Origin of the sequence: Roseivivax lentus, from assembly GCF_900156805.1 — a bacterium.
GTDB lineage: Bacteria > Pseudomonadota > Alphaproteobacteria > Rhodobacterales > Rhodobacteraceae > Roseivivax > Roseivivax lentus.
The window spans coordinates 15,006-40,174 of the sequence record NZ_FTOQ01000002.1; the positions used below are offsets into that span (position 1 = coordinate 15,006).

Sequence of the window (25,169 nt, forward strand, 5' to 3'; positions counted from 1 at the left end):
CCTGTCCCTTTCCCATCACGCGGCTTTCCGGGCCGCCGCCGCCAGGGCCCGCACCTCCTGCGAGGCTGCGATCGTCTGCGCGACCGCGAAGCCTTCGAGGTTTCGGGCCACCTTCTCGAAATCGTAAAGATAGTTGACCATGGCGCCTTTCGATTGCTCCAGCCCGTTCTCGGACAGATCCGCGGCCGCATGGACCTGGTGCAGAACGGCGCCGTTGCCGAGGTGGAACCGCGCCACGGGATCGCGCGGCAGGCCGTCGGAGCGCTTCACGTCGAACAGGTAATGCGCCGCGAGAGCGCGCACCCGGTCGGTGTCGTCGGGCTGGACGGCGATGTCCTGATCGGCCAGCCAATGCGCGAAGCCGGGGATCGGCGACAGGGTCACGAAGGTCTCGAGCGTGGGCAGTTCCGCAGACAGGTCGGCCGCGACCTGCTTGATGAGCGAATGACCGAAGGAAATGCTGGCCAGTCCCTCCTGGCAATTCGAGATCGAGTAGAACACCGCCGTATCGGCATCCTCGGCCTCGATCATGTCTCGCGATTCCGCCAAAAGCCCCTGGATCGAGCCGGGCACGCCGCGCGTCAGCGCCACTTCGACGAAGATCAGTGGCTCGTCCGGCATCACCGGATGGAAGAAGGCGAAACAGCGCCGGTCGGTCGGCTCGAGCCGGCGGCGCAGGTCGTCCCAGCTGTCGATCCGGTGGACCGCCTCGTAATCGATGATCTTGTCGAGGATGAAGGCCGGGCTGCCCCAGTTGATCGGGCGCAGGACCAGAAAGCCGCGGTTGAACCAGCTTGCGAAGAGATGCCGGAAATCGAGGTCGAGCGCGTGCAGCGCATCCTCGTCGCCGCTCAGCCGCAACAGGTCGGCGCGCATGCCCACAAGGGCCGCGGTCGCCCCGGGCACCTGGTTGAGCCGTCGAATGAGTTCCTGACGCGGCGGCTCGGCAGCCTGCATAAAGCTGCGATAGGTCGCCTTGGTCTGTTCGCGGGCATAGGCCTCCAGCGCGCGCTGCACCTCGGACTCGTCAATATTCATGTCGCGGGCGAGATGATGGAAGAAGCCGCGCTTGGCGGCATCGTCCATCTCCGCGTAGCGCTCCAGCAGGCTGCGCGCGACCGCGAGGCCCGAGGCCTCCACGGAGGCGCCGATCAGTTCGGCGGTCAGCGCCTCGATCGGACGGTCGTCGCGCGACCCGGTGCGCGCCAGCCGGTGGCGCCGCTCAAACACCGTCGAGAGAAGATCGGCCAGCAGGGTCATATGGCGGTGCCCATCACGGCGTCCGGCAGCCAGGTCGCGATACCCGGGAAGAGGCACAGCAGGATGATCGCGATCACCATGCAGGCCACATAGGGCATCGACCCGGCGAGGATCGTCTTCAGCTTGATGTCCGGGGCGATGCCGTTGATGACGTAAAGGTTGAGCCCGACCGGGGGCGATATGAGCCCGATCTCCATGTTGATGGTCAGGACCACCGCGAACCAGATCGGATCGAAGCCCGCCGTGGTGATGATCGGCAACAGGATCGGCGCGGCCATGAGGATCACGGCCACCGGCGGCAGGAAGAAGCCCGCGATCAGCAGGAACACGTTGACCGCCGCCATCAGCACCCAGGGGTTCACGTCCAGCGTTCCGATCCAGGCGGCGATGGATTGCGTGATGAACAGCGACGACAGCATGTAGCTGAACACGCCCGCCGCGGCGATGATGAACAGGATCATCACCGATTCCTTCGTGCTGTCGCGCAGCACGACCCAGAGGTCGGCGGGGTTCCAGAGCTTGTAGATCACCATCGCGATCACGAGGCAGAGAAGTGCGCCCACGGCGGCGGTCTCGGACGGCGTCGCGATCCCGCCATACATCGCGTAGAGCACGCCGAGGATGATCGCGAGAAACGGCAGGACGCGGGGCAGGATCTCGACCTTCTCGCGCCAGGAATAGGTGGTGGATGCCAGCACCGCCATGTTGCCCGAGCGCCAGGTGGAATAAAGCGACCAGGCCATGAAGAGGCCGACCAGCATCAGGCCGGGGAAGACGCCCGCCAGGAACAGCCGGCCGATCGAGGTCTCGGTGGCGATGCCGTAGACGATCATCGTGACCGAGGGCGGGATCAGGATGCCCAAGGTGCCGCCCGCCGCGATGGAGCCCGCGGCCACACCGTCGGGATAGCCCCGCTTGCGCATTTCCGGAATGCCCATCTTGCCGATGGCGGCACAGGTGGCGGGGCTCGATCCGGACATCGCCGAGAAGAGCGCGCAGGCCCCGAGATTAGAGATCACGAGCCCGCCGGGCACGCGGGTCAGCCAGCGCTCCAGCGCCTCGTAGAGATCCGCGCCCGCGCGGGTCGATGCGATCGACGAGCCCATGATGATGAACATCGGGATCGACAGCAGGGCGAAATTGTTGAGCTTGCCGAACAGGATCTCCGGCATCAGTTCCAGCGACCGCATGCCGTCGAAGACGATGAGGAAACCGGCCGAGACCACGAGCAGCCCGAGCGCCACGGAGATGCCCGAGAACAGCACGAGAATGGTGAAGACGGCGACCAATGCGCCAAGAAGCAGCGGATCCATCAGACGCCTCCCGTGGTGCGGCTGTCGAGCCCGCTGAATTCATCGAGGCCGAACGGGTCTTCGATGCGCAGCAGCACGGCGATCAGGTCGGCGACCAGTTGCAGCATCAGAAGCGCGAAACCGACGGGCAGGGCGAGGTAGGGGATCCACAGCCGCACGCCCCAGACCGTGTCCGACCGCCAGCCCCGCTCCCAGGCGAAGTGCCAGTATTCGAAGCCATAGAACAGCATCGTGCCGACGATCAGGATCGAGAGCGACATGGTGAACACGAACAGGACGTAGCGCGCCTTCGGGGCCAGCCAGATCGGGATCAGATCGACATTCACATGCCCGCGCAGGCGCTGGACGTAAGGCAGCCCCAGCAGGGTGGCCGCGATCACGAGGTAGATGACCGCTTCGGTCTGCCAGACGGTCGATCCGTTCATCACGAACCGGATGAAGATCATCTGGCAGGTGATCGCCACCGCGGCGACGATCATGCCCGCGGAAATCCATCCCGCCAGCGTGGAAATCGCCGCCACGAGACGTAGAAACTTGTTGCCGCCCGTCTTTGCGACAGTGATGCCTGGGGTACCCGCCACGATGGTCTCCTGATCCCGGAACGTGAAGGGGCGGCGTCATCGCCGCCCCGGTGCATCGGTCAGTCGACCGAAAGTGCGAGATCGAGCAGCTCCTGACCGCCGGGGGTCTCTTCGACGAAGGCCTTGTAGGAGGTCTCCTGCGCCAGCGCGCGCCACGCGTTGAAATCGGCCTCGGTCATCTCGGCGATCTCGACGCCGGCCTGCTCGAAGACCTCGCGGCTGGCCGCGTCTTCCTTCTTGGCCTCTTCGAGATAGAAGGCCTCGGCCTTGGCCGCGCCGTCCAGCAGCGCCTGCTGCTGCTCGGGCGACAGGTCGTCGAAGGTGGATTTGTTCATCAAGAGCGGCTGGTACATGAACCACAGCGCGTATTCGCCCGCCGGGGTGTAGCAGGCGACCTGCTCGTAGATGCGGTAGCTGACAAAGGACGAGGACGAGGTGTTGGCCGCGTCCAGAACGCCGGTCTGCATGGCGTTGTAGATTTCCGACGACGACATCGACGCGATGGAGGCACCGGCGCCCGCCAGCATCTGCTCGAACGCCTTGCCCGCCGCGCGGGTCTGCTTGCCGCTCATGTCCTCGGGTCCGGTGATGCACTCGTCCTTGCCGGCAAAGCCCCCGGCGAGATAGCCGTGCACGAGGACCATCACGTCATCTTCGGCCATCTTCGCCTCGATCGCTTCCATGAACGGGCTTTCGTTCAGGCGCGCGGCATGGTCGTGGTTCTTCACGAGGCCGGGCATCAGCGTGAGGTTGTAGGCGGGCTGCTGGCCACCGGCATAGGACAGCGGCAGAACCGTCATGTCGAGCTGGCCGCGCGACAGCGGGGTGTATTGCTCGCGCGCCTTGAACAGCGATTGCGTCGGAAAAATCCGGATCTCGAGGCCCACATCCGCCGCGGCGACTTCATCCGCCACGATCTTGGCGACCTGGTGGCGCACGTCGCTGTCGGACCATTGATGGGACAGCCGCAGCTCCTGGGCGAAAAGCGCGGTCGTGGATGCGGCCATCATGGCCGCGGCGGCGATTGCCGCGGTGAAATTGATCTTCATGAGTTCCTCCCTCGGTGGCGCCGACTCGGCACCGGTGACGATTAATTGCCGTCGGGTGAACAATAGTCAAGTTTTTGTATACAAGGTCTACGCACGTGTATAAAAAGTCCCGCGATACAGGTGCTTCGGGACGGGCGCTTTGGGAAGGGCGAAGTGGGAAACGGAATGTCCAAGACGCATCCGAACGTCATCGCGGACCATCTCGAGGAAATGATCCTCGAGGGGACATTCGCCGATAACGACCGGCTGGACGAAGTGCAGCTTGCCAAACGGTTTTCGGTCTCCCGGACACCGATCCGCGAGGCCCTCCAGCGGCTCACGCAGGCCGGTTTGGCCGAGCGGATCCCCCGGCGCGGCGTCTTCGTGCGCCAGCCCGGCGCCATCGAGCTGCTGGAGATGTTCGAGGTGATGGCGGAACTCGAAGCCGCCGCCGCCAGGTTCGCCGCCCAGCGGATCTCGGACGCCGCGCTGAAGGAGCTCGTGGACACCAACGAGGAATGCGAGCGGGCCCTGCAGGACAAGGATGCCGACCGGTATTACCGCGCCAACGAGCGCTTCCACCAGATCATCTATGCCCAATCCGGCAACAGTTTCCTCGAGGCCGAGGCGACCCGGCTGCATCGCCGTCTGAAACCCTTCCGGCGCCTGCAATTGAGGCTGCGCGGACGGTTGCGGCAATCCATGTCCGAGCATGAGAGCATCCTCAAGGCGCTGAGCGATGGCGATCCCGAAACCGCCGCAAACGTCACGCGCCAGCATATCGCCGTGCAGGGCGACAAGTTCCACCACCTGATCGCGACGCTGAAGACGGCGGCGGAATAGTGGGCATGCCCCGCGTTCAGCGACGGTGCTACGGCGGGGGAGGGGCCGCGCGACGTTTCGAGGCCGCGAACCGGCACCCGCGCCCCGCCGCAGGAACAATCCCCGCGACGGAACAAGGGTTTGGGTGACTGATTTTTAGTCATGTGCCGCGCCGCAGCCCCACACGGCCCCCTCGCGCCCCACATATGATTTGCATTTCCGGGCAGGCTTGGCGGAGGTCGCAGACATGACCGCGTCCCTGACCATCGTCGTTGTGGAGCCCGATCCCGCCCGCGCGCGGCTGATCGTCGATGCGCTGCGCGAGGCGGGGGATTTCGACATCCACGTGGTCGCCGAACGCGCCGCCCTCGCGCGCCAGATCGCGCTGCACAATCCCGACGTGGTGCTGGTCGATGTGGCCGATCCCTCCCGCGATATCCTCGAGGAACTGGCGCTGGCCTCCGCGCCGCTCGACCGGCCCGTGGCGCTTTTCGTGGATCGCAGCGACGAGGGGCTCTCCACCGCGGCGATCGAGGCGGGGCTCTCGGCCTACGTGGTCGACGGTCTGACGCAGGCGCGGGTGAAGCCGGTGCTCGATGCCGCGATCGCGCGGTTCCACATGGTCCAGCGGATGCGCACCGAGCTTGCGGAGACCAAGCGCGCGCTCGAGGAACGCAAGGTGATCGACCGCGCCAAGGGCCTGCTGATCCGGGCGCGCGGGATCACCGAGGAAGAGGCTTACGCGCTGCTGCGGCGCACTGCGATGGACAAGAACCGCCGCATCGCCGACGTGGCCGAGGCGCTGGTCACCGCATCGGACCTGCTGAAATGAGGACGGTTCCGATCCCGGTCGGATACGTGCCGCTGGTCGATGCCGCGCCGCTGATCGCGGCACAGGAGATGGGCTTCGCCGCCGCCGAGGGCATCGCGCTCGATCTGCACCGCTCGCCCTCCTGGTCGGCGCTGCGCGATGCGCTGTCGGTGGGGCAGGTGGCCGCGGCCCACATGCTGGCCCCGATCCCGGTGGCCAACGCGCTGGGTCTGGGGGGCGGCAGCGTCGGGTTCGAGGCCGTGTCGGTGCTGTCGGTCAACGGCACGATGATCGGCATCAGCGATGCGCTGGCCGAACGGCTCGACGCGGCGGGGCACGACTACGATTTCGCCGATGCCGGTGCGGCGGGTCGCGCCCTGATCGCGGCCGCGCCGAAGCCCCTGCGGATCGGCGTGCCCTTTCCCTTCGCGATGCACGCGGAGCTCGTCTTCTACTGGCTCTCGGCGCTGGGCCTGCCCAGCCCGCAAAGCCTGACGGTGCGGACCCTGCCGCCGCCGCTGATGGCCGACGCCATGCGCGCGGGCGAGATCGACGCCTTCTGCGTGGGCGAGCCATGGGCCTCGCAGGCGGTGTTCGAAAAGGTGGCGACGCTGCTTCTGCCCGGCGCCGCGATCTGGTCCTTCGCGCCGGAAAAGGTGCTGGCCATGCGCACCGGCTGGGCCGAGAGCGAACCCGACCTCTCCGCCCGGCTGATCCGGGCCGTCTGGCGCGCGGGCCAGTGGCTGGAGGATGACGACGCGCGGTCGCTGGCGGCCGAACTGCTGTCGCGGCCGCAATATCTGGGCGTCGGCGCGGACCTGATCGAGCGCGCGATGAAGGGCCACTTCACCATCCGCGCCTCGGGCGAGGAACGTTCGGTGGCGCGCTTCGTGGTCTTCCACGAGGGGGTCGCGCATTTTCCCTGGCGCAGTCAGGCGGCCTGGATCGGCAGCCAGCTTGCCGGGCGGATGGGCCTCGACCGGGCCGGTGCGGCGCAGAAGGCCGCGCGCATCTTCCGCAGCGACCTGCACCGCGCGGCCCTCGCGCCCCTGGGCGTCAACCTGCCCGCGGCCTCCGCCCGGGTCGAGGGCGCGCTGGCCGGGGATTCGCCCTCCGCGGGCGCGCGCGGACCGCTGCGGCTGGGCCGCAACCGCTTCTTCGATGGCGGGCTCTTCGATCCGGAGATTCACTGACGCCCGTTTTTTGACCGAAGGGCGCGGCCTCGGCGCAAATTCAGCCGAAAGTTTGTGCTGCATTGCGGCGAGGGCGAAAAAATGCGGGCCCGGGTCTTGCAGGACCGCGTGCCCTGATGAACGCTGACGGGGCTGGCAGGCAACGGTGCTCGCCACGACACGCATTCTCGAACGACCGGGATTCTGAGCAAAGCCGCTCGACCCTCTGCCCCTTCCGGGCGGAGCGCGTCAGCGGCTTTTTACGTGTTGGCCGGCCTTGTTCCGGCCAGATCAATGGGAACAGACATGAAGCAATTTCTCTTTGGCCTCGTGGCCACAACCGCACTGGCCAGCCCCGCCTTCGCGCAGATGCTGGAGCTGGAAAAGGACGAGCTGACCTTCGGCTTTATCAAGCTGACCGACATGGCGCCGCTCGCCGTGGCCTATGAAAACGGGTATTTCCTCGACGAGGGCCTCTTCGTCACGCTCGAGGCCCAGGCCAACTGGAAGGTGCTGCTCGACGGGGTGGTCGACGGCACGCTCGACGGCGCGCACATGCTCGCGGGCCAGCCGCTTGCGGCCACGATCGGCTACGGCACCGAGGCGCATATCGTCACGCCCTTCTCGATGGATCTCAACGGCAACGGCATCACCGTGTCGAACGAGGTCTGGGACATGATGAAGCCCAACATTCCCACCATGGAGGATGGCCGCCCGCAGCATCCGATCTCGGCCGAGGCGCTGGTCCCGGTGGTCGAAAGCTTCCGCGCCAGGGGCGAATCCTTCAACATGGGCATGGTCTTCCCGGTCTCGACCCACAATTACGAGCTGCGCTACTGGCTGGCAGCGGGCGGGCTCAACCCGGGCTATTACGGGCAGGGCGACGCCACCGGGCAGATCAATGCCGATGTGTTCCTGTCCGTCACGCCGCCGCCGCAGATGCCCGCCACGCTCGAGGCCGGCACGATCCACGGCTATTGCGTGGGCGAGCCCTGGAACCAGCAGGCGGTCTTCAAGGGGATCGGCGTGCCGGTCATCACCGATTACCAGATCTGGAAGAACAATCCCGAAAAGGTCTTCGGCCTGACCGCCGCCTTCACGCAGGAAAACCCCAACACCACGCTCGCGGTGACCAAGGCGCTCATACGCGCCGCGATCTGGCTCGACGAGAACGACAACGCCAACCGCGAAGCGGCGGTCGAGATCCTGTCACGGCCCGAATATGTCGGCGCCGATTACGAGGTGATCGCCAATTCGATGACCGGCACCTTCGAATACGAGAAGGGCGATGTGCGCGAGGTGCCCGACTTCAACGTCTTCTTCCGCTACAACGCGACCTATCCGTTCTACTCGGACGCGGTCTGGTACCTCACCCAGATGCGCCGCTGGGGCCAGATCGGCGAGGCCAAGCCCGACAGCTGGTACGACGAGGTCGCGAAATCGGTGTACAAACCCGAGATCTACCTCGAGGCCGCGCGCCTTCTGGTCGACGAGGGTCTCGCCGATGCGGCCGATTTCCCCTGGGACAGCGATGGCTACAAGGCCGCCACGCCCGCCGAGGATGTCATCGACGGCATCGGCTATGACGGCCGCCAGCCCAACGCCTATCTCGACAGCCTCGAGATCGGCCTGAAGGGCGCGCAGAAGGTCGTGGGCAACGACATCCAGGGCTGATCCCGACCCCGACGCAGAGCCGCTCCTCCGCCCTTGCGGGCGTCCTCGCGCGGCGAGGAGAGCCCGGACGGGCTCGAGGAGCTCCCCACTTTCCCTCCCGACTTCGGAGATCCGCATGACCGCCGTCGACCCCTCCACGCTCGATCAAGAGGCCCGCGACGCCCGCCGGGCCGCGCGCTTCACCCGCATCAACAAGGCCGATGCCTGGCTCACCGTGCTGGGCCTCGGCTGGCTCACGCCGCTGTTGCGCGCCGCCGCGGGGGACAATCCCCGCGCCCAGGGCCGGGAGATCTGGCGCCTCCTCGGCGTGCCGCTCCTGGCGATCCTTGGCTTCCTTCTGGCCTGGGGCGTGTTGGCGCCGCAGGTCCAGACCTCGCTCGGCGCGGTGCCGGGGCCCGCGCAGGTCTGGCAGGAGGCGGTGGGCCTGCACGAAGACGCCGTGCGCACCGGCGAGAGCCGCGAGAAGTTCGAGACCATGCTCGAGGCGCGCAACCAGCGCCTGATCGAGGCGGGCCGCGGCGACGAGGTCAAGACCGTCGCCTATACCGGGGCGCCGTCCTACTACCAGCAGATCCGCACCTCGATCGGCACGGTCTTCTTCGGCTTTCTCGTCGCCACATTGGTCGCGGTGCCGCTGGGGATCATGGCGGGGCTCTCGCCCACGGCCAATGCGGCGCTGAACCCGATCATCCAGATCTTCAAGCCGGTCAGCCCGCTGGCCTGGCTGCCCATCGTCACGATGATCGTCTCGGCGGTCTACGTGACCAATGATGGCCTCTTCGAGAAGTCGTTCCTGGTCTCGGCGATCACCGTCACGCTCTGTTCGCTCTGGCCGACGCTGATCAACACCGCCCTGGGCGTGGCCTCGATCGACAAGGACCTGGTCAACGTCTCCAAGGTGCTCAAGATGACGACGCGGACCAAGATCCTGAAGCTCGTTCTGCCCTCGGCCCTGCCGCTGATCTTCACCGGGCTGCGCCTGTCGCTCGGCGTGGGCTGGATGGTGCTGATCGCCGCGGAGATGCTGGCGCAGAACCCGGGCCTCGGCAAGTTCGTCTGGGACGAGTTCCAGAACGGCTCCTCGACCTCGCTCGCGCGGATCATGGTCGCAGTCTTCACCATCGGCATCATCGGCTTCCTGCTCGATCGGCTGATGTACGCGGTCCAGGCCGCCTTCACCTTCTCGAACCAGCGGTGAGCGGCATGAGCATCCTGTCCTTCGACAACGTCTCAAAGGGATACGGCGAGACGCCGGTCCTGAACGGCATCGACCTCGCGGTGGCCGAGCGCGAATTCCTGGTGATCCTCGGCTTCTCGGGCACCGGCAAGACCACGCTGATCAACCTCATGGCTGGGCTCGAGACGCCGAGCGCGGGCCGCGTCCTCTTCAAGGGCAAGCCCGTCGCCGGGCCGGGGCCCGAACGCGGCGTGATCTTCCAGAACTATTCGCTGATGCCGTGGCTGACCGTGGCGGGCAATGTGCGCCTCGCGGTCGACACCGTCTTTCCGGAGCTTTCGGGCCGGGAAAGGACCGAGAAGGTCGCGCATTACGTCGAGATGGTGGGGCTCAGCCACGCCGCGTCCCGGCGACCGGCGGAATTGTCGGGCGGCATGCGCCAGCGCGTCAACGTCGCCCGCGCGCTGGCCATGGATCCGGAGATGCTGCTCCTCGACGAGCCGCTCTCGGCGCTCGATGCGCTGACCCGCGCCAACCTCGCCGACGAGATCGAGCGCATCTGGGAGGCCGACCGCAAGACCTGCGTGCTCATCACCAACGATGTGGACGAGGCGCTGATCCTCGCCGACCGGATCGTGGCGCTGAACCCCGACGGCACGCTGGGCGCGGAATTTCCCGTCGCGATCCCGCGGCCGCGCGACCGCACCGCGATGAACCACGACGCCGCCTTCAAGGCGCTGCGCGCCGAGGTCACGACCTACCTGATGGATGTGGGCATCGCCGCCAAGATCGAGGAGACGCGCCGCCTGCCCAAGGTCACCCCGATCCACGGCCTGCCCGCCGCGCAGGCGAAATCCGCCAAGGGCATGATCGACACGCGGTTCCTCGATTTCTCGGAACTCCACAAGGTCTACCCGACGCCCAAGGGGCCGCTGACGGTTGTCGAGGATTTCGACCTCAAGATCGACAAGGGGGAATTCGTCTCTCTCATCGGCCATTCGGGCTGCGGCAAATCCACCGTGCTGACCATGGCGGCGGGGCTCAACGACATCTCGCAGGGCGCGATCAAGCTCGACGGCCGCCACGTGGAGGGCGCCGATCCCGAACGCGCGGTCGTGTTCCAGTCGCCCTCGCTCTTTCCCTGGCTCACCGCGCGGGAAAACGTCGCCGTCGGCGTGGACCGGGTCTACCCGCAGGCCAGCCGCGCCGAGCGGCAGGAGGTGGTGGAGTATTACCTCGAACGGGTGGGCCTCGCCCATGCGATGAACAAGCCCGCGCAGGATCTGTCGAACGGCATGAAGCAGCGCGTGGGCATCGCCCGGGCCTTCGCGCTCAGCCCCAAGCTACTGCTTCTCGACGAACCCTTCGGCATGCTCGACAGCCTGACGCGCTGGGAATTGCAGGAAGTCCTGATGGAGGTCTGGGCCGCGACCCGCGTCACCGCGATCTGCGTCACCCATGACGTGGACGAGGCGATCCTTCTGGCCGACCGCGTGGTGATGATGACCAACGGTCCGCGCGCCACCATCGGCCGGATCATCGACGTGGACCTGCCGCGCCCGCGCAGCCGCAAGGCGCTGCTCGAACATCCCGATTACTACAATTACCGCCAGGACGTGCTCGATTTCCTGCAGGAATACGAGCATGGCGCGACGCCCGCGCCCCGCCCGGCGGTGCAAAAGCCCATCGCTGCGGAGTGAGACGAATGCCCAAATCCCTTATCGTGATCGGGGCCGGCATGGCCTCTGGCCGTCTGCTCGAACACCTGTTCGAGGCGGGCGGGGACTGGCAGGTCACGCTGTTCAACGCCGAACCGCGCGGCTGCTACAACCGCATCATGCTGTCGCCGGTCCTGTCGGGCGAAAAGACCTATGACGAGATCGTCACCCATGACGACGCCTGGTACGCCGCCCATGGTGTGACCTGCCGCTTCGGCGAAAAGGTCGCCGCCATCGACCGCGCCGCCCGGACCGTGACCTCCGAGACGGGTGAGGTCCTGGCCTATGACAAGCTGGTGATCGCCACCGGATCGCAGCCCTTCATCATCCCGATGCCGGGCCACGACCTCGACGGGGTGATCGCCTATCGCGACCTCGACGACACCGAGCGGATGATGGCGCTCGCCCCCGGCGCGCGCGCCGTGGTGATCGGCGGCGGGCTTCTGGGCCTCGAGGCCGCGGCGGGCCTGCATGCCCGCGGCGTCGACACGACCGTGGTGCACCTGATGGGCCACCTGATGGAGCGGCAGCTCGACGCGGCGGCGGGATACCTTCTGCGCAAGGAACTGGTGGATCGCGGCATCAAGGTGCGCTGTTCGACCAATTCGAGGCAGATCCTCGGCCAGGACGGACAGGTCCGCGCGCTGCAGCTCGAGGACGGCGAGGAACTGCCCTGCGATCTTCTGGTCATGGCCGTGGGCATCCGGCCCAACGTCGCGCTGGCCGCGGCGGCGGGGCTCGCCGTGGGGCGCGGCATCCATGTGGACGACCGGCTCTGCACCTCCGACGCCGATATCTTCGCCCTCGGCGAATGCGTCGAACATGAAGGCGCGCTTTTCGGGCTGGTGGCGCCGCTTTACGACCAGGCCAAGGTCCTCGCGGCGGTGCTGGCGGGCGAGGACGACGCGGCCTTCCGGCAGAAGGAGCTCTCCACCAAGCTCAAGGTCACCGGCTGCGATCTGTTCTCGGCGGGCGATTTCGCCGAGGGCCCGGGCCGCGAGGACATCGTCTTCCGCGACCCCGCCCGCGGCGTCTACAAGCGCCTCGTCCTCGAGAAGGACCGCCTGATCGGCGCGGTGATGTACGGCGACACGGCCGATGCCAACTGGTTCTTCGGGCTGATCCGGGAGGGTCGCGACGTCTCGGACATGCGCGAGATGCTGATCTTCGGGCCCGCCTATCAGGGAGGGACCGGCGCGGACCCTTTGGCCGCCGTTGCAGCCTTGCCGGCTGACGCAGAAATCTGCGGCTGCAACGGCGTCTGCAAGGGCCGCATCGAGGCGGCGATCGCCGAGGGCGCGGTCGATCTGGGCGGCGTGCGCGCCGTGACCAAGGCCTCGGCCTCCTGCGGGACCTGCACCGGGCTGGTGGAACAGGTGCTCGCCGCCACGCTGGGCGATGCCTTCGCCCTGCCGGTGGCGCAGCCCGTCTGCGGTTGCACCGACCTCACCCACGAGGATGTCCGCCGCCTCATCAAGAGCCATCCGCTGAAAAGCCAGGAGGCCGTCTGGCAGGAGCTGGGCTGGAAGACCCGCAACGGCTGCCATGTCTGCCGCCCGGCGATCAATTACTACCTGCTGGCGGATTGGCCGCTGGATTATCGCGACGATCCGCAATCGCGCTTCGTCAACGAACGCAACCACGCCAATATCCAGAAGGACGGCACCTATTCGGTCATGCCGCGCATGTGGGGCGGGATGACCAATGCCGCCGAGCTGCGCGCCATCGCCGATGCCGCCGACAAGTACGGCGCCGCAATCAAGGTCACCGGCGGTCAGCGCATCGACCTTCTGGGCGTGCGGAAGCAGGACCTGCCCGCGATCTGGGCGGATATCAACGCCGCCGGCATGGTCTCGGGCCATGCCTATACCAAGGGTTTGCGCACGGTGAAGACCTGTGTCGGCACCGATTGGTGCCGCTTCGGCACGCAGGACAGCACCGGGCTCGGCATCACGCTGGAAAAGCGGCTCTGGGGGTCCTGGACGCCGCACAAGGTCAAGCTCGGCGTGTCGGGCTGCCCGCGCAACTGCGCCGAGGCGACTTGCAAGGATGTGGGCGTGATCTGCGTCGACAGCGGCTTCCAGATCGGGGTCTCGGGTGCCGCGGGCATGGACGTGAAGGAGGTCGAACGCCTGCACGATGCCGCCACCGAGGACGAGACCGTCGAATGGATCGTGGCCTTCCTGCAGCTTTACCGCGAGCACGCGAAATATCTCGACCGGGCCTACAAGTGGACCGCGAAGGTGGGGCTCGACTGGGTGCGCGCGCAGCTTGCCGACGATGCGACGCGGCAGGCGCTCGTCGCGCGCTTCGACCTGAGCCAGAGCATCTACCAGAAAGACCCCTGGGCGGAGCGCGCGACGCCCGAGGCCGCGCGCCGGTTCGCGCCCATGGCCGACCTGACCCTGGAGGCCGCGGAATGAGCTGGATCGACATCGGCGCCCTCGACGACATACCCCTGCGCGGTGCGCGGATCGTCAAGACGCGGATGGGCTGCGTGGCCCTTTTCCGCACCGATCCCGAGGAGGTCTTCGCCACCTCGGACCGCTGTCCGCACCGGGGCGGTCCGCTGTCCGAAGGGATCGTGCATGACCGCAAGGTGACCTGCCCGCTGCACAACTGGGTCTTCTCGCTCGAGACCGGCGCGGCGCAGGGGGCCGACGAGGGCGTGATCGCGACCTTCCCGGTCCGCGTCGAGGCCGGGCGCATCCTCATCGACGCCGCGGCACTCGGACGGCGGAGCGCGGCGTGACGGCCCCGGTCCGCTCCACCTGTCCCTATTGCGGGGTGGGCTGCGGGGTCCTGCTGTCGCCCGAGGCCGGAGGCGGCATCACGGTCGCGGGCGATCCGGATCATCCGGCCAACCGGGGCAGGCTCTGCTCGAAGGGCGCGGCTTTGGGCGAGACCGTGGGGCTCGCGGGCAGGCTTCTGCAGCCGCAGATCGGCGGGCAGGCCACCGATTGGGACACCGCGATGGAGCTGGTGGCGGGCAAGTTCCGCGCCGCCATCGCCGAACACGGCCCGGACAGCGTGGCCTTCTACGTCTCGGGCCAGATGCTGACCGAGGATTACTACGTCGCCAACAAGCTGATGAAGGGCTTCATCGGCTCGGCCAATATCGACACCAATTCGCGGCTTTGCATGGCCTCGACCGTGGCCGGGCACCGCCGCGCCTTCGGCACCGACACGGTGCCGGGCACCTACGCGGATCTGGACGCGGCGGACCTGATCGTGCTCGTCGGCTCGAACCTCGCCTGGTGCCACCCGGTCCTGCACCAGCGCGTGCTTGCCGCGAAGGCCCGTCGCAGCACGAAGATCGTCGTCGTTGATCCGCGCCGCACCGCGACCTGCGACGGGGCCGATCTGCACCTGCCGCTGGCCATCGGCTCTGACGTGGCGCTCTTCAGCCACCTGCTGGTGGCGCTCTACGAGGGCGGCGCGCTCGACGCGGCATATCTGCGCCATGTCGACGGCTTCGCGCAAACGCTGGAAGCGGCGATGGGCGGCACGCTCGATCCCACGGGGCTCGATCCCGCGCAGGTCGCGCAGTTCTGCCGGATGTGGCTCGCGCATGAAAAGGTCGTGACGATCTTCAGCCAGGGCGTGAACCAGTCCGCCTCGGGCTCCGACAAGGTCAACGCGATCCTCAATTGCCACCTTGCCAGCGGGCGGATCGGCAGGCCCGGCATGGGGCCGTTTTCCGTCACCGGCCAGCCCAACGCCATGGGCGGGCGCGAGGTCGGGGGGCTTGCCAACATGCTGGCCTGCCACATGAGCCTCGAGGACCCGGCCCACCGCGCCGCGGTCCAGACCTTCTGGGACGCGCCCGCCATGCCCGAAGCGCCGGGCCTGAAGGCCGTCGAGATGTTCGAGGCGGTGGCCGACGGGCGCATCAAGGCGCTCTGGGTGATGCATTCCAACCCCGCCGTGACCCTGCCCGAAGCCGATGCGGTGCGCGCGGCGATCCGCGCCAGCAGCTTCGCCGTGGTCTCCGACATCACCGCCGAGACGGATACGGCGCGGCTCGCCGACGTGCTTCTGCCCGCCAGCGCCTGGTCCGAGAAAAGCGGCACGGTGACCAATTCCGACCGCACCATTTCGCGCCAGCGCGCGGTGCGTCGCGCCCCCGGTGCCGCGCGCCCCGATTGGTGGCAGATGGCCGAGCTGGGCCGCCGCCTCGGCTGGCGCATGGCGTTCGACTACGCCCATCCCGTCGAGATCTTCCGCGAACACGCCGCCCTGTCGGGGATCGCCGGGGGCTTCGGGCTCGATTTCGACATCTCGGGCCTCGCCGGCATTTCCACGCAGGATTATGACGATTTCGCCCCGCAACGCTGGCCCATCGCCGCGCGCCAGGGCGGCCGGTTCTTCGCCGACGGGCGGTCGTTTCACGCCGATGGCAAGATGCGGATGATCCCGGTGCGCCACCGCCCGCCCGCCGCGCGCCTTGCGCCGCGCTTTCCGTTCCGCCTGAACACCGGGCGCATCCGCGACCAATGGCACACGATGACGCGCACCGCGCTCTCGCCGCGCCTGTCCGCGCATCTGGCCGAACCCTTCGTCGAGCTGCATCCCGCGGATGCCGCCGCGCTGGGCATCGCCCCAGACACGCTTGTCGAAGTCACGAGCCCCACCGGCCGCGCGATCCTGCGTGCGCTGCTCACCGACCGGGTGCAGTCGGGCGAGGTCTTCGCGCCGATGCACTGGACCGGCGAGACCGCGCCCTCGGCCCGGATCGACGCGCTGGTGGCGGCGGTCACGGACCCGATCTCGGGCCAGCCCGAAAGCAAGGCCTCGGTCTGCGCGCTGCGCCCGTTCGGGGCCGCGTTCTACGGCTTCGCGGTGGCGTCCGGGCCGATTGCGCCCGATACGGAGTACTGGGCCCGGGCGCGCAGCCAGACCGGCTGGCGGGTGGAGCTTGCGGGTGCTGCGCCGCTGGCCGACTGGGAAGGCTGGGCGCGCGGGCTTTTCGGTTTGCCTGAGGCCGCGGCCCAAAGCCTGATCGACGCGGATCGCGGCATCGCCAGGATCGCATTTCAGGACGACGCGCACCGCCTGCTCGCGGCGCTCTTCGTGGGGCCCGAACCGCTGGCGCTGCAACGCGAGCACCTCGCGACCCGGCCCGGCACGGAGCCCGGGCAGGTGCTGACCGGGCGCGCGCCTGCGCATGTGCCCGATCCGGGCCCGACGCTTTGTTCGTGCTTCAACGTCGGCGTCAACACGATCCTGACCGCGATCGAGGCGCGCGGCCTGATGGATGTCGCGGCGGTGGGTGCTGCCCTGTCTGCGGGCACCAATTGCGGCTCCTGCCGGCCCGAGATCGCGGCCCTTCTGGGCGCGGCGATGCGCCGGGAGGCCGCCGAATGAGCCTCGCGCCCTATGTCCGCATCCTCGCCCGCGGGCAAGGCCGGGCGCGCGGCTTCACCCGGGCCGAGGCCCGCGCGGCGATGACCCTCATGCTCGAGGCCGAGGCCGACAGCGCCGCCATCGGGGCGATCCTGATGCTCTTGCGCATGAAGGGCGAAACCGCCGGGGAAATCGCCGGTTTCGCCGAAGCCGCCCGGCAGGCGCTGCCCGCCTGGAGCGGCCCGCGCCCGGCGCTCGACTGGCCCAGCTATGCCGCGGGGCGGACGCGCGGGCTGCCGTGGTTCCTGCTGTCCGCGCGGCTGGTGGCAGAGGCGGGATACCCGGTGCTCCTGCATGGCTGGAACAGCCACCAGCGCGACGCGGCGAGCCTGCGCGCGGCGCTGGGGCCGCTCTCCATCCCGGTGGCCGACACGCCCTCCGCCGCCTCCCGCGCGCTCGGCGAGAAGCGCATCGCCTATCTGCCGCTCGAAAAGCTGTCGCCGCCGCTCATGGCGCTCCTGGGCCTGCGCGACCTGCTCGGTCTGCGCTCCTGCATCAACACCGTGTTGCGGATGCTGAACCCCGCGGGCGCCCGCGCCGCTGTGCAGGGGGTGTTCCATCCGCCCTACCGGACGCTGCAGGCCGATGCGGCAGGCCTTCTGGGGCTCGCGGACCTCACTGTGCTGAAAGGCGGCGGCGGCGAGTTCGAACATCATCCCGCGAAGGATATCGAGGTTTTCGGCCTGCGCGCCGGCGCGCCGTGGCAGGGCCGGACGGGCCAGCGTCTCGACGCGCATCGGCGGCTTGCGGACGCGTCCGACGCGCCCAATGCGCTGGTCGATCTGTGGTCGGGGCGCCGGCGCGATCCCTTCGCCGAGGCCATCGTGCTGTCCACCGCCGATCTCGCGCTCGAGACCCTTGGCGCGCCCGTCGAGGCGCGAAGCCTCTGGCAGCAGCGCCGCCCGCTTCCAGCCCAGCCATCCGAAGAAGGAGCGATGTCATGAAGAGTTTCCCGATGTTCATCCGCACCAGCGGGCGGCGCGTCGTCATCCTGGGCGGTAGCGAACAGGCCGCGCAGAAGATGCGGCTGATGCTGAAGACGGACGCGCGGCTGATCCTCGCGGCGCCCGACCTCGAGCCCGAATTGCAGGGCGTCGTGACCTCGGGCCGAGCGGCGCATCACGCGGGCGCCATCACGCCCGCGCTTTTCGAGGATGCGGCGATGGCCTTCGTCGCCACGGGCTGTCCCGGTCTCGACGCCGCGCTTCACGCGCTGGTGCGGGCGGCGCGCTGTCCGGTCAACGTGGTGGACCAGCCCGCGCTCTGCGATCTCACCACGCCGTCGCTGGTGGATCGCGACCCGGTGGTGGTGGCGATCGGCACCGAGGGCACCGCGCCGGTCCTGGCCCGCCAGATCAAGACCCGGATCGAAGAAATCCTGCCCGCCAATCTGGGCGGGCTTGCCGCCTTTTCGGGCCGGATGCGGGACGCGGTCGCGCATTGCGTGGCCCGGCCCCGGCGGCGCGCCTTCTGGGCCTGGGTCTTTTCCGGACCGCCTCGCGACGCCTGGTGCCGGGGGGCGGAGCGCGAAGCGGCGGCGGCTATCAAGGCGGCCATCGCGGCGGGCGGTCCGCCCGCCGCGGCCCCGGGCGGCTCTATCGCGCTGGTGGGCGCGGGTCCCGGCGCGCGCGATCTTCTGACCCTGCGCGCGGTGGCGCGCCTGCAGGAGGCGGACGTGATCTTCTATGACCGGCTGGTCGATCCGGAGGTGCTGGAACTCGCCCGCCGCGACGCGGAGCGCGTCTTCGTCGGCAAATGTCCCGGGGCCAATGCCTGGCCGCAGGACAAGATCAACCAGGTCATCGTGGCCGAGGCGCGCAAGGGCCGCCGCGTCGTACGGCTCAAATCCGGCGATCCCGGCATCTTCGGGCGGCTTTCGGACGAATTGGCCGCGGCGCGGGGCGCGGATATCCCGGTCGAGATCGTGCCCGGCGTCACCGCGGCGAGCGGCGCGGCGGCGGCGATCGGCCTGCCGCTCACCACGCGCGGCGAGACCGATACGCTGGTCCTGACCACCGGCCAGCTGCACGAGGACGGCGCCATGGCCGATGTCACGCCGCATATCCGCCCCGGCACCGCCTTCGCCTTCTACATGGCCGTCGCCAATGCAGGACGGATCGCGGAGGCGCTGCGCGCGCGCGACATCCCCGCCGAAACGCCCGTCGAGGTGGTCGTGGAGGCCACGAAATCCGCCCAGAGGCATCTTCGCACCAATGTGGGCGCCATGGCGCGCGATCTGCGCGCGGCCCGGATCACCGGCTGCGCGATGATCCTGATTGCGCTGAAGAAGCCCGCCGCCGCAGCAGCCGGACCCGCTATCGCGGAACGCAACATGCAGGACAGGGTCCGGCCCCTGCTGCCCCACGCCCGTGCAGAGGCGGTGTCGATCCCGGCATGAGACCGCCGGGCAGGGCGGAGGCGCGCAACGATCCTCGCGCAGCGGGACACCGGAAGCCCCCGTGCTCACAAATCGGTTTACGATCTCCGCCGATGTCCGCATCCTGCTTTCATGGCGCCTCCTGACCCGATCAAGCCCTTCCTCGCGCGCGTCAACGACGCGCTGCCGGACCTCCACCCGAGCGAGCGAAAGCTGGCCGAGCTCGTGCTCGATTTCCCCGGCGAGATGGCGGGATATACCGCGACCGAGCTTGCGGAGCTTGCGAATGTCTCCAATGCGACGGTGTCGCGCTTCGTGCGCCGGATCGGCTACGCCTCCTTCGACGAGGCGCGGCGCGCGGTCCGGGACGAGCAGCGCGACGGCACGGCCTTGCTGCGGTTTTCCGCCAGCACGCCTGCGGGCAACGGCGAGGTGGCGCGGCATTTCGAGGCCTCGCAGCAGAACCTCGAACTGACCTATGGCGCGCTCGACGATGCCACGATCGACGCGCTTGCCCATGCGATGATCGCCGCGCCGCGGGTCTGGTTCATCGGTTTCCGCGCCGGGCAATCCTTCGCGCAATATCTCGGATGGCAGACCTCGCAGGTTCTGGCCAATGTCACCGTGCTGCCCCGCGCCGGCGAGACGCTGGCGGAGAGCCTCGCCTCGCTGACCGAACGCGACGTGGTCATGCTGATCGCGCTGCGCCGCAAGCCGAAGCTCGTGGCGGCCGTGGCGGCGGCGGCGCGGCAGGCGCGGGCGGCGCTCGCCGTGCTCGAGGACCGCCTGAGCCCCGATCTGGCCGACGCGGACTGGCACCTGACCTGCGCCACCTCGACCACCGCACCGCTGATGAACCACGTGGCCAGCATGGCGGTCTGCAACCTCGTCGGCGCCCGCGTGATCGAGCTGTCGGGTGCGGCCGGCCGCAGCCGCATGGCGGCCATCGAGGAAGGCCACCGGCGCTTCGACGAGCTTTGAGCCGCCTCTCCGGACGCCAGCCGCGCCGCCCGACCGCTTTGCGAAATGCCCAAATCTCCGCAGCCGATCCCCGGATTCTGCCGCAATTTGCGGCGTTCGCGGCTTTGCGGGATAGAAACTTGAGTAAATATTTTTTCTCAAGATAATATCTGTGAAAACTTGATTTCACGCCCCGCGTTCGATTCGCCCTTCGCCAAACCTCATTGAAAGGACCGTGAAATGACCATCTCCCGTGCAAGCCTGATTGCCGTAGCCGGCGCCGTCATGCTGCCCGCCGTCGCCTCGGCGCAAACCGTCATGCAGATCAACTCGTCGCTGCCCGAAGGCTCCTTCGCGCATGTCTTCCTGCAGGAATACGAAAGCCGCCTCGAAGCCGCGGCGCCCGATGAAATCGACGTGCAGATCTTCATGTCCAACACGCTGGGCAAGGAAGAGGACGTGCTGCAGGGCCTCGGCTTCGGCACGCACCAGGCCTCGCTGTCGGCCTCGGCGGTGTCGCAGATCAACACCCGCACCTCGATCTTCGACCTGCCCTATCTCTTCGAGGACCGCGCCGCGGTGCAGACCTTCATCGACAGCCCCGCGGGCGAGATGCTCGCCGACGGCTTCGACGGCACCGGCATGGTGCTCGCGGCGGTGTGGGACAACGGCTTCCGCCAGATCACCAACAACGTGCGCCCGGTGGTCACGCCCGCGGATCTCGACGGGCTGAAGATCCGCACGCCCACCAACCGCCAGCGGGTCGAGATGTTCAACACGCTCGGCGCCAATGCCACGCCCCTGTCCTTCGGCGAGGTCTATTCCGCGCTCGATCAGGGCACCATCGACGGGCAGGAAAACCCCGCCAACGTGGTCGATACCGCCAAGCTCTTTGAGGTGCAGGACTACATGTCGCTGTCCAACCACGTCTATCTGCCGACCTTCCTCGTCATCGGGGAGCCGTTCCTCGCCTCGCTTGACGACGACCTGCGCGAGACCGTGCTTTCGGTCGCCAGGGAGGTCGCGCCCTGGACCTTCGAATGGGGCGAGACCACGGATGCCAAGACCATCGAGGCGCTGGCCGACAAGCTCGAGATCAACGAGATCGACTTCGCCGCCTTCCAGGCCGCCGCGGCACCGCTCTACGAAAGCCCGACCTTCGTGGACGTCATCGGCGCCGACATGATCGCCGAGACCAAGGCCGCCCTCGGCATCGAATGAGCACCGGACAGGGGATCGTCATGCACCGCTTGGAAAAAGCCATCCTGACGGCGGACCGCTGGCTTGGCGCGCTGCTCGACGCGGCGGTGGTGGCGCTTGCCGGTCTTCTGTTGCTGCTTCTGAACTGGGCGGTCCTCGCCCGGTTCATCCTCAATGACAGCGTGTCCTGGGGCGAGGAGCTGCCCGCGCAGCTTCTGGCCATGCTCACCTTCATCGGCGCGGCCTACCTCACCCGGACGAACGAGCATCTGGGCTTCGACGCGGTGCTGCGCGTGATGCCGAGGGGCCTGCAGCGCCTAGTCACGGCGCTCAACCTCATCCTGATGGGGGCGTTCGGGGCGCTTCTGGCCTGGTATGGCGGGATCGCCGCGGCCAGTTTCGGCGCCCGGTCGCTGATCTCGGTCGACGCGCCGATGGTGCTGTTTCGCGGCGCGATGCCGCTTGGCGGCGCGCTGATCGCGCTGTTCTGCGCGGTCCGCCTCGTCGCCATCGCGACGGGCCGGATCGACCCCATGGACCTCTTGCCCGAAAGCGACGCGTGATGTTTCTCGAGCCCGGATGGATCATCCTGATCCTGCTTGTCGTCCTGTTGATCGCAGGCATGCCGATCGCCTTCGTCCTCGGGGTGACGGCGTCGGTGATGATCCTGCTGGATCCGGCGGTCGTGCCGCAGATCATCGGCCTCATCCCCTTCGGCGGGGCCAACAATTACCTGCTTGTCGCCGCACTCCTCTTCATGATCGCGGGCGAGATCATGAACCAGGGCCGCATCGCGGAGAAGCTGATCGCCTTCGCCTCCTCGCTCGTGGGGCATATCCGGGGCGGGCTCGCGCATGTCAACATTCTGACATCGCTCTTCTTTTCCGAGATTTCGGGCACTGCCACCTCGGATGCCGCGGCCATCGGGTCGGTGATGATCCCGCAGATGCGCAAGCGCGGCTACCCGGCCGCTTTCGCCGCCGCCGTCACCTCGACCTCGGCCACGATGGCGATCATCGTGCCGCCCTCGCTGAACCTCATCCTCTATGCCTATGTCGCCAATGCCTCGATCGCGGAGCTTTTCGCGGCGGGCATCGTGCCGGGTTTCCTGGTCTGCGGCCTGCTCATGGGCACGGCCTACCTGATCTCGGTCCGCCGCGGCTACCCGACCGAAGGCGCGTTCTCGCTGGCCCGCGTCGCCGAGACCGGCAAGGACGCGGCGATCCCGCTGACCCTGCCGATCCTCGTGCTGGCGGGCATCCTCGGCGGCATCTTCACCGCGACCGAGGCGGGCGCCATCGCCGCCTTCTGGTCCATCGTTCTGGCGACGGTGGTCTACCGCACCGTGCGGCTCGGCACGCTGATCGACACGCTGCGCGTCGCGGGCAAGCGCTCGGCCATGCTAATGTTCATCGTCGCGACCTCGACCCTGCTCGGCTGGTACCTGACAAACCAGCGCATCCCGCAGGACATCGCGCAGGGCATCCTCGGGATTTCAGAGAACTACTGGGTGGTGCTGCTGGCCATCAACGTCTTCTTCCTGCTCGCGGGCACGATCATCCACGGAACGCCCGCGATCCTGATGCTGGTGCCGATCTTTCTGCCGCTGGCGGATCAGCTCGGCATCGACCGGGTGCATTTCGGCCTGATCCTGACGATCAATCTCGGCATCGGACAGCAGACGCCGCCGGTCGCGTCGGTGGTGCTGATCACCTGCGCCATCGCGCGGATCTCCATCGCCAAGATCATCCCGTCGATGATGATGTTCATCGCCGCGATGCTGGTGGCGCTGGTGCTCATCAATCTCTTCCCGGCCCTGTCGCTCTGGCTGCCGTCGGTGATCCTCTGATGCGGCTGCTGATCCTCAACCCCAATACCTCGCGCGGGGTGACCGACCGCATCCGCGAGGCCGCCGAGGCCGCCGCGATGCCGGGCGACGCGTTCACCACGACCCGCCCCGCCTTCGGGCCCAAACTCATCGTCACCGACGCGGATGCGGAAGAGGCCAAGCGCGCCGTCATCGACACGGTCCGCAACTATACCGCCCCCTGCGACGGCATCGTGCTGGCCTCCTTCGGCAATACCGGCGCCGAGGAGGTGCGGGCGCTGCGCGCGGACATCCCCGTGATCGGCATCGCCAGCGCGGCTTTCGCCACCGCCCGCGCGCTCGGCGGCCCGTTCGGGATCGTGACCTTCGGTGCGGGGCTGGTCGAGGGGCTGCGCGCGAAGGCCGAAGAGGCCGGGCTCGGCGCGGCGCTCATCGGTATCTCCCACGTGCCGGTCGCCGATTTCGGCGACCCCGGAACTGTTCAGCACCGGTTCCGCGCGGAGCTGGCCGCGCTCTGCGCGCAGATGCACGCAAAGGGCGCCGCCAGCATCGTGATGGGGGGCGGACCCCTGGCGGGGCTCGCGCCGGTTCTCGCACGGGACTGCCCGGTGCCGGTAATCGACGGCACCCGCGCGGCCATCAACCTGATCCGGAGCGTGGCGGTCGACCACGCCGAGGGCGCTGCCCGGCGCTCGGGCGCCTCGGGCCGCGGCTGAGGCGCGCATCGCGGCGCGGGTCACACCAGCTTGCAGCCGACGCGGCCCAGCCCCGCGATCTCCGCGGTCACATCGGTCCCGGCGGGGAAATAGGCCAGCCCCGAGATCGACCCGGTGATCACGATCTGCCCCGGCTGCAGCCCGCCGCAATGATCCCCCAGATGCGCGCAGAGCAAGCCGAGGTTGCGCAGCGCGGAGCCGCCCGGAACGGTCGCCCGACCCGAAAGGCACATGCGCCCGCCGCACGTCAGCGTCGCCTCCACCGTTCCGAAATCGCGCCCGTCCCAACCCTCCAGCATGGCACCGCGGACCAGCCCGTGGTTCATCTGCATGTCCGCGAGCTTCAGCAGCGCGTCCTCCTGCCTGGCCCTCAGCCGCGATGCGACCAGTTCCAGCGCGATGCAGGGCCGGAACACACGCGCAGGCTCCGACATCGGGTCCGCACCCGGCGGCGCGACCACCTCGAACCCGATCTCGAGCTCGATCCCGAGGCGGTCGCGGACCGGAACGGCGACAGGCCTCTGCGGATCGCCTGACTGGATCGCATCCGCGGGAATGGGGGCGATGACCGGCTTGCCCTCGGGCCGCCGCGCGACCTTGAAGCCGCCCACCGGCCCGAGGCGATCCTGCACGATCCGCTGGATGCCGAGCGCCTGTTCATAATCGACCGGGGGCAGGGCCTCGGCCTCCGCGGGCGTCCCGCTCAGCCGCGCCGCCAAGAGCGCCTCTGCCACAATCTTCTCGATGCCCATCCGAACCGCCTTCCGCCGATCATCCGCCGCGAACCCTGCCGCCATCGGCAGGTCAAGGCGCCCGCGATCCGCATGCCCCCGTTAACCTTGTGCCGAAAATACGCCGAGACGCGGCAGAGATACGAGGCCATTCCGCCTCCGTGCCGAAACGCAGACCCGCAGCCCGACGGCCCGCCGAAATCGCGCATCCGCCTTTGCTCCCATGGCCCACAGGGCCAAGGGCGCGCCGCTGCCATCCCCGTCGGAGAGCGCAGGAAAGATGTCCAAGTTACGTCATGACCAGATCATCATTTATTCGCTTTTCGAAGCCATTCTCTGCCCGACGAAACAAGATCTTCAGACATGCGCCCTAGTAACGCTGCTCTGGGCCGAGG

General features: G+C 68.1%; 21 protein-coding genes. 16 read left to right on the forward strand and 5 right to left on the reverse strand.

What is annotated here, in order from left to right; genetic code table 11:
* Positions 1-15 precede the first annotated feature (15 nt).
* The 4 genes from BW990_RS03700 to dctP are packed head-to-tail and all read right to left on the reverse strand — an operon-like array spanning position 16 to position 4,203.
* Positions 16-1,260 (reverse strand): malonyl-CoA decarboxylase, encoded by a 1,245-nt coding sequence (locus BW990_RS03700; RefSeq protein WP_076445200.1) that lies wholly within the window; start codon positions 1,258-1,260, stop codon positions 16-18.
* The gene (locus BW990_RS03705) at positions 1,257-2,573 is read right to left on the reverse strand and encodes a TRAP transporter large permease (protein ID WP_076445202.1); all 1,317 of its coding nucleotides are present in this window, start codon (positions 2,571-2,573) and stop codon (positions 1,257-1,259) included. Before BW990_RS03705 ends, BW990_RS03700 begins: the two co-directional genes overlap by 4 nt.
* A complete protein-coding gene (locus BW990_RS03710) occupies positions 2,573-3,154 on the reverse strand; it encodes a TRAP transporter small permease subunit (RefSeq protein ID WP_076445204.1) in 582 nt (193 codons plus the stop codon). The genes BW990_RS03705 and BW990_RS03710 overlap by 1 nt, the downstream gene beginning before the upstream one ends.
* A gap of 59 nt (positions 3,155-3,213) precedes the next feature.
* A complete protein-coding gene (gene dctP / locus BW990_RS03715) occupies positions 3,214-4,203 on the reverse strand; it encodes a TRAP transporter substrate-binding protein DctP (protein ID WP_076445206.1) in 990 nt (329 codons plus the stop codon).
* Between the two features lie 165 nt (positions 4,204-4,368).
* Here dctP and BW990_RS03720 point away from each other — a divergent pair, with 165 nt between their 5' ends.
* The 16 genes from BW990_RS03720 (at position 4,369) to BW990_RS03795 (ending at position 24,043) form a co-directional block, all read left to right on the forward strand.
* The gene (locus BW990_RS03720; protein ID WP_076445208.1) at positions 4,369-5,025 is read left to right on the forward strand and encodes a GntR family transcriptional regulator; all 657 of its coding nucleotides are present in this window, start codon (positions 4,369-4,371) and stop codon (positions 5,023-5,025) included.
* A gap of 226 nt (positions 5,026-5,251) precedes the next feature.
* Positions 5,252-5,836, forward strand: a complete 585-nt coding sequence (locus BW990_RS03725; RefSeq protein WP_076445210.1) for an ANTAR domain-containing response regulator — start codon at positions 5,252-5,254, stop codon at positions 5,834-5,836.
* Positions 5,833-7,008, forward strand: coding sequence for a CmpA/NrtA family ABC transporter substrate-binding protein (locus tag BW990_RS03730; RefSeq protein ID WP_076445212.1), 1,176 nt, complete (start codon positions 5,833-5,835; stop codon positions 7,006-7,008). The genes BW990_RS03725 and BW990_RS03730 overlap by 4 nt, the downstream gene beginning before the upstream one ends.
* Before the next feature lie 285 nt (positions 7,009-7,293).
* Complete coding sequence (locus BW990_RS03735) at positions 7,294-8,661, forward strand: CmpA/NrtA family ABC transporter substrate-binding protein (protein ID WP_076445214.1); 1,368 nt, start codon at positions 7,294-7,296, stop codon at positions 8,659-8,661.
* A 115-nt stretch (positions 8,662-8,776) separates the two neighbouring features.
* Positions 8,777-9,859, forward strand: a complete 1,083-nt coding sequence (locus BW990_RS03740; RefSeq protein WP_076445216.1) for an ABC transporter permease — start codon at positions 8,777-8,779, stop codon at positions 9,857-9,859.
* A gap of 5 nt (positions 9,860-9,864) precedes the next feature.
* Positions 9,865-11,538 carry an ABC transporter ATP-binding protein gene (locus tag BW990_RS03745; protein WP_076445218.1) on the forward strand — a complete coding sequence of 558 codons (1,674 nt, stop codon included), beginning with the start codon at positions 9,865-9,867 and terminating at the stop codon, positions 11,536-11,538.
* 5 nt (positions 11,539-11,543) lie between these two features.
* Entirely contained in the window at positions 11,544-13,979 is a 2,436-nt protein-coding gene (gene nirB / locus BW990_RS03750; RefSeq protein WP_076445220.1) for a nitrite reductase large subunit NirB, read from the forward strand.
* Positions 13,976-14,308: a nitrite reductase small subunit NirD gene (gene nirD / locus BW990_RS03755; RefSeq protein ID WP_076445222.1), complete on the forward strand. Its 333-nt coding sequence runs from the start codon at positions 13,976-13,978 to the stop codon at positions 14,306-14,308. The genes nirB and nirD overlap by 4 nt, the downstream gene beginning before the upstream one ends.
* Positions 14,305-16,923: a nitrate reductase gene (locus BW990_RS03760; RefSeq protein WP_076445224.1), complete on the forward strand. Its 2,619-nt coding sequence runs from the start codon at positions 14,305-14,307 to the stop codon at positions 16,921-16,923. The genes nirD and BW990_RS03760 overlap by 4 nt, the downstream gene beginning before the upstream one ends.
* A complete protein-coding gene (locus tag BW990_RS03765; RefSeq protein ID WP_076445226.1) occupies positions 16,920-17,906 on the forward strand; it encodes a glycosyl transferase family protein in 987 nt (328 codons plus the stop codon). The genes BW990_RS03760 and BW990_RS03765 overlap by 4 nt, the downstream gene beginning before the upstream one ends.
* Entirely contained in the window at positions 17,903-19,360 is a 1,458-nt protein-coding gene (gene cysG, locus BW990_RS03770) for a siroheme synthase CysG (RefSeq protein ID WP_076445228.1), read from the forward strand. Before BW990_RS03765 ends, cysG begins: the two co-directional genes overlap by 4 nt.
* 111 nt (positions 19,361-19,471) lie before the next feature.
* The gene (locus BW990_RS03775; RefSeq protein WP_076445230.1) at positions 19,472-20,320 is read left to right on the forward strand and encodes a MurR/RpiR family transcriptional regulator; all 849 of its coding nucleotides are present in this window, start codon (positions 19,472-19,474) and stop codon (positions 20,318-20,320) included.
* Between the two features lie 219 nt (positions 20,321-20,539).
* Positions 20,540-21,520, forward strand: coding sequence for a TRAP transporter substrate-binding protein (locus tag BW990_RS03780; RefSeq protein ID WP_076445233.1), 981 nt, complete (start codon positions 20,540-20,542; stop codon positions 21,518-21,520).
* Positions 21,517-22,062, forward strand: a complete 546-nt coding sequence (locus BW990_RS03785) for a TRAP transporter small permease (protein ID WP_234990156.1) — start codon at positions 21,517-21,519, stop codon at positions 22,060-22,062. The genes BW990_RS03780 and BW990_RS03785 overlap by 4 nt, the downstream gene beginning before the upstream one ends.
* Positions 22,062-23,348, forward strand: a complete 1,287-nt coding sequence (locus BW990_RS03790) for a TRAP transporter large permease (RefSeq protein ID WP_076445235.1) — start codon at positions 22,062-22,064, stop codon at positions 23,346-23,348. Before BW990_RS03785 ends, BW990_RS03790 begins: the two co-directional genes overlap by 1 nt.
* Complete coding sequence (locus BW990_RS03795; protein ID WP_076445237.1) at positions 23,348-24,043, forward strand: aspartate/glutamate racemase family protein; 696 nt, start codon at positions 23,348-23,350, stop codon at positions 24,041-24,043. The genes BW990_RS03790 and BW990_RS03795 overlap by 1 nt, the downstream gene beginning before the upstream one ends.
* Positions 24,044-24,063: 20 nt before the next feature.
* On the opposite strand, the gene BW990_RS03800 is transcribed toward BW990_RS03795, so the two are convergent.
* Positions 24,064-24,795 (reverse strand): hydratase, encoded by a 732-nt coding sequence (locus BW990_RS03800; RefSeq protein ID WP_076445239.1) that lies wholly within the window; start codon positions 24,793-24,795, stop codon positions 24,064-24,066.
* Positions 24,796-25,169 lie beyond the last annotated feature (374 nt).

Coding starts and splice junctions, on each gene's coding strand:
- BW990_RS03700 (WP_076445200.1), bottom strand. CDS start 1,260: ATGACCCTGCTGGCCGATCTTCTCTCGACGGTGTTTGAGCGGCGCCAC.
- BW990_RS03705 (WP_076445202.1), bottom strand. CDS start 2,573: ATGGATCCGCTGCTTCTTGGCGCATTGGTCGCCGTCTTCACCATTCTC.
- dctP (WP_076445206.1), bottom strand. CDS start 4,203: ATGAAGATCAATTTCACCGCGGCAATCGCCGCCGCGGCCATGATGGCC.
- BW990_RS03720 (WP_076445208.1), top strand. CDS start 4,369: ATGTCCAAGACGCATCCGAACGTCATCGCGGACCATCTCGAGGAAATG.
- BW990_RS03725 (WP_076445210.1), top strand. CDS start 5,252: ATGACCGCGTCCCTGACCATCGTCGTTGTGGAGCCCGATCCCGCCCGC.
- BW990_RS03730 (WP_076445212.1), top strand. CDS start 5,833: ATGAGGACGGTTCCGATCCCGGTCGGATACGTGCCGCTGGTCGATGCC.
- BW990_RS03735 (WP_076445214.1), top strand. CDS start 7,294: ATGAAGCAATTTCTCTTTGGCCTCGTGGCCACAACCGCACTGGCCAGC.
- BW990_RS03740 (WP_076445216.1), top strand. CDS start 8,777: ATGACCGCCGTCGACCCCTCCACGCTCGATCAAGAGGCCCGCGACGCC.
- BW990_RS03745 (WP_076445218.1), top strand. CDS start 9,865: ATGAGCATCCTGTCCTTCGACAACGTCTCAAAGGGATACGGCGAGACG.
- nirB (WP_076445220.1), top strand. CDS start 11,544: ATGCCCAAATCCCTTATCGTGATCGGGGCCGGCATGGCCTCTGGCCGT.
- nirD (WP_076445222.1), top strand. CDS start 13,976: ATGAGCTGGATCGACATCGGCGCCCTCGACGACATACCCCTGCGCGGT.
- BW990_RS03765 (WP_076445226.1), top strand. CDS start 16,920: ATGAGCCTCGCGCCCTATGTCCGCATCCTCGCCCGCGGGCAAGGCCGG.
- cysG (WP_076445228.1), top strand. CDS start 17,903: ATGAAGAGTTTCCCGATGTTCATCCGCACCAGCGGGCGGCGCGTCGTC.
- BW990_RS03775 (WP_076445230.1), top strand. CDS start 19,472: ATGGCGCCTCCTGACCCGATCAAGCCCTTCCTCGCGCGCGTCAACGAC.
- BW990_RS03780 (WP_076445233.1), top strand. CDS start 20,540: ATGACCATCTCCCGTGCAAGCCTGATTGCCGTAGCCGGCGCCGTCATG.
- BW990_RS03785 (WP_234990156.1), top strand. CDS start 21,517: ATGAGCACCGGACAGGGGATCGTCATGCACCGCTTGGAAAAAGCCATC.
- BW990_RS03790 (WP_076445235.1), top strand. CDS start 22,062: ATGTTTCTCGAGCCCGGATGGATCATCCTGATCCTGCTTGTCGTCCTG.
- BW990_RS03795 (WP_076445237.1), top strand. CDS start 23,348: ATGCGGCTGCTGATCCTCAACCCCAATACCTCGCGCGGGGTGACCGAC.
- BW990_RS03800 (WP_076445239.1), bottom strand. CDS start 24,795: ATGGGCATCGAGAAGATTGTGGCAGAGGCGCTCTTGGCGGCGCGGCTG.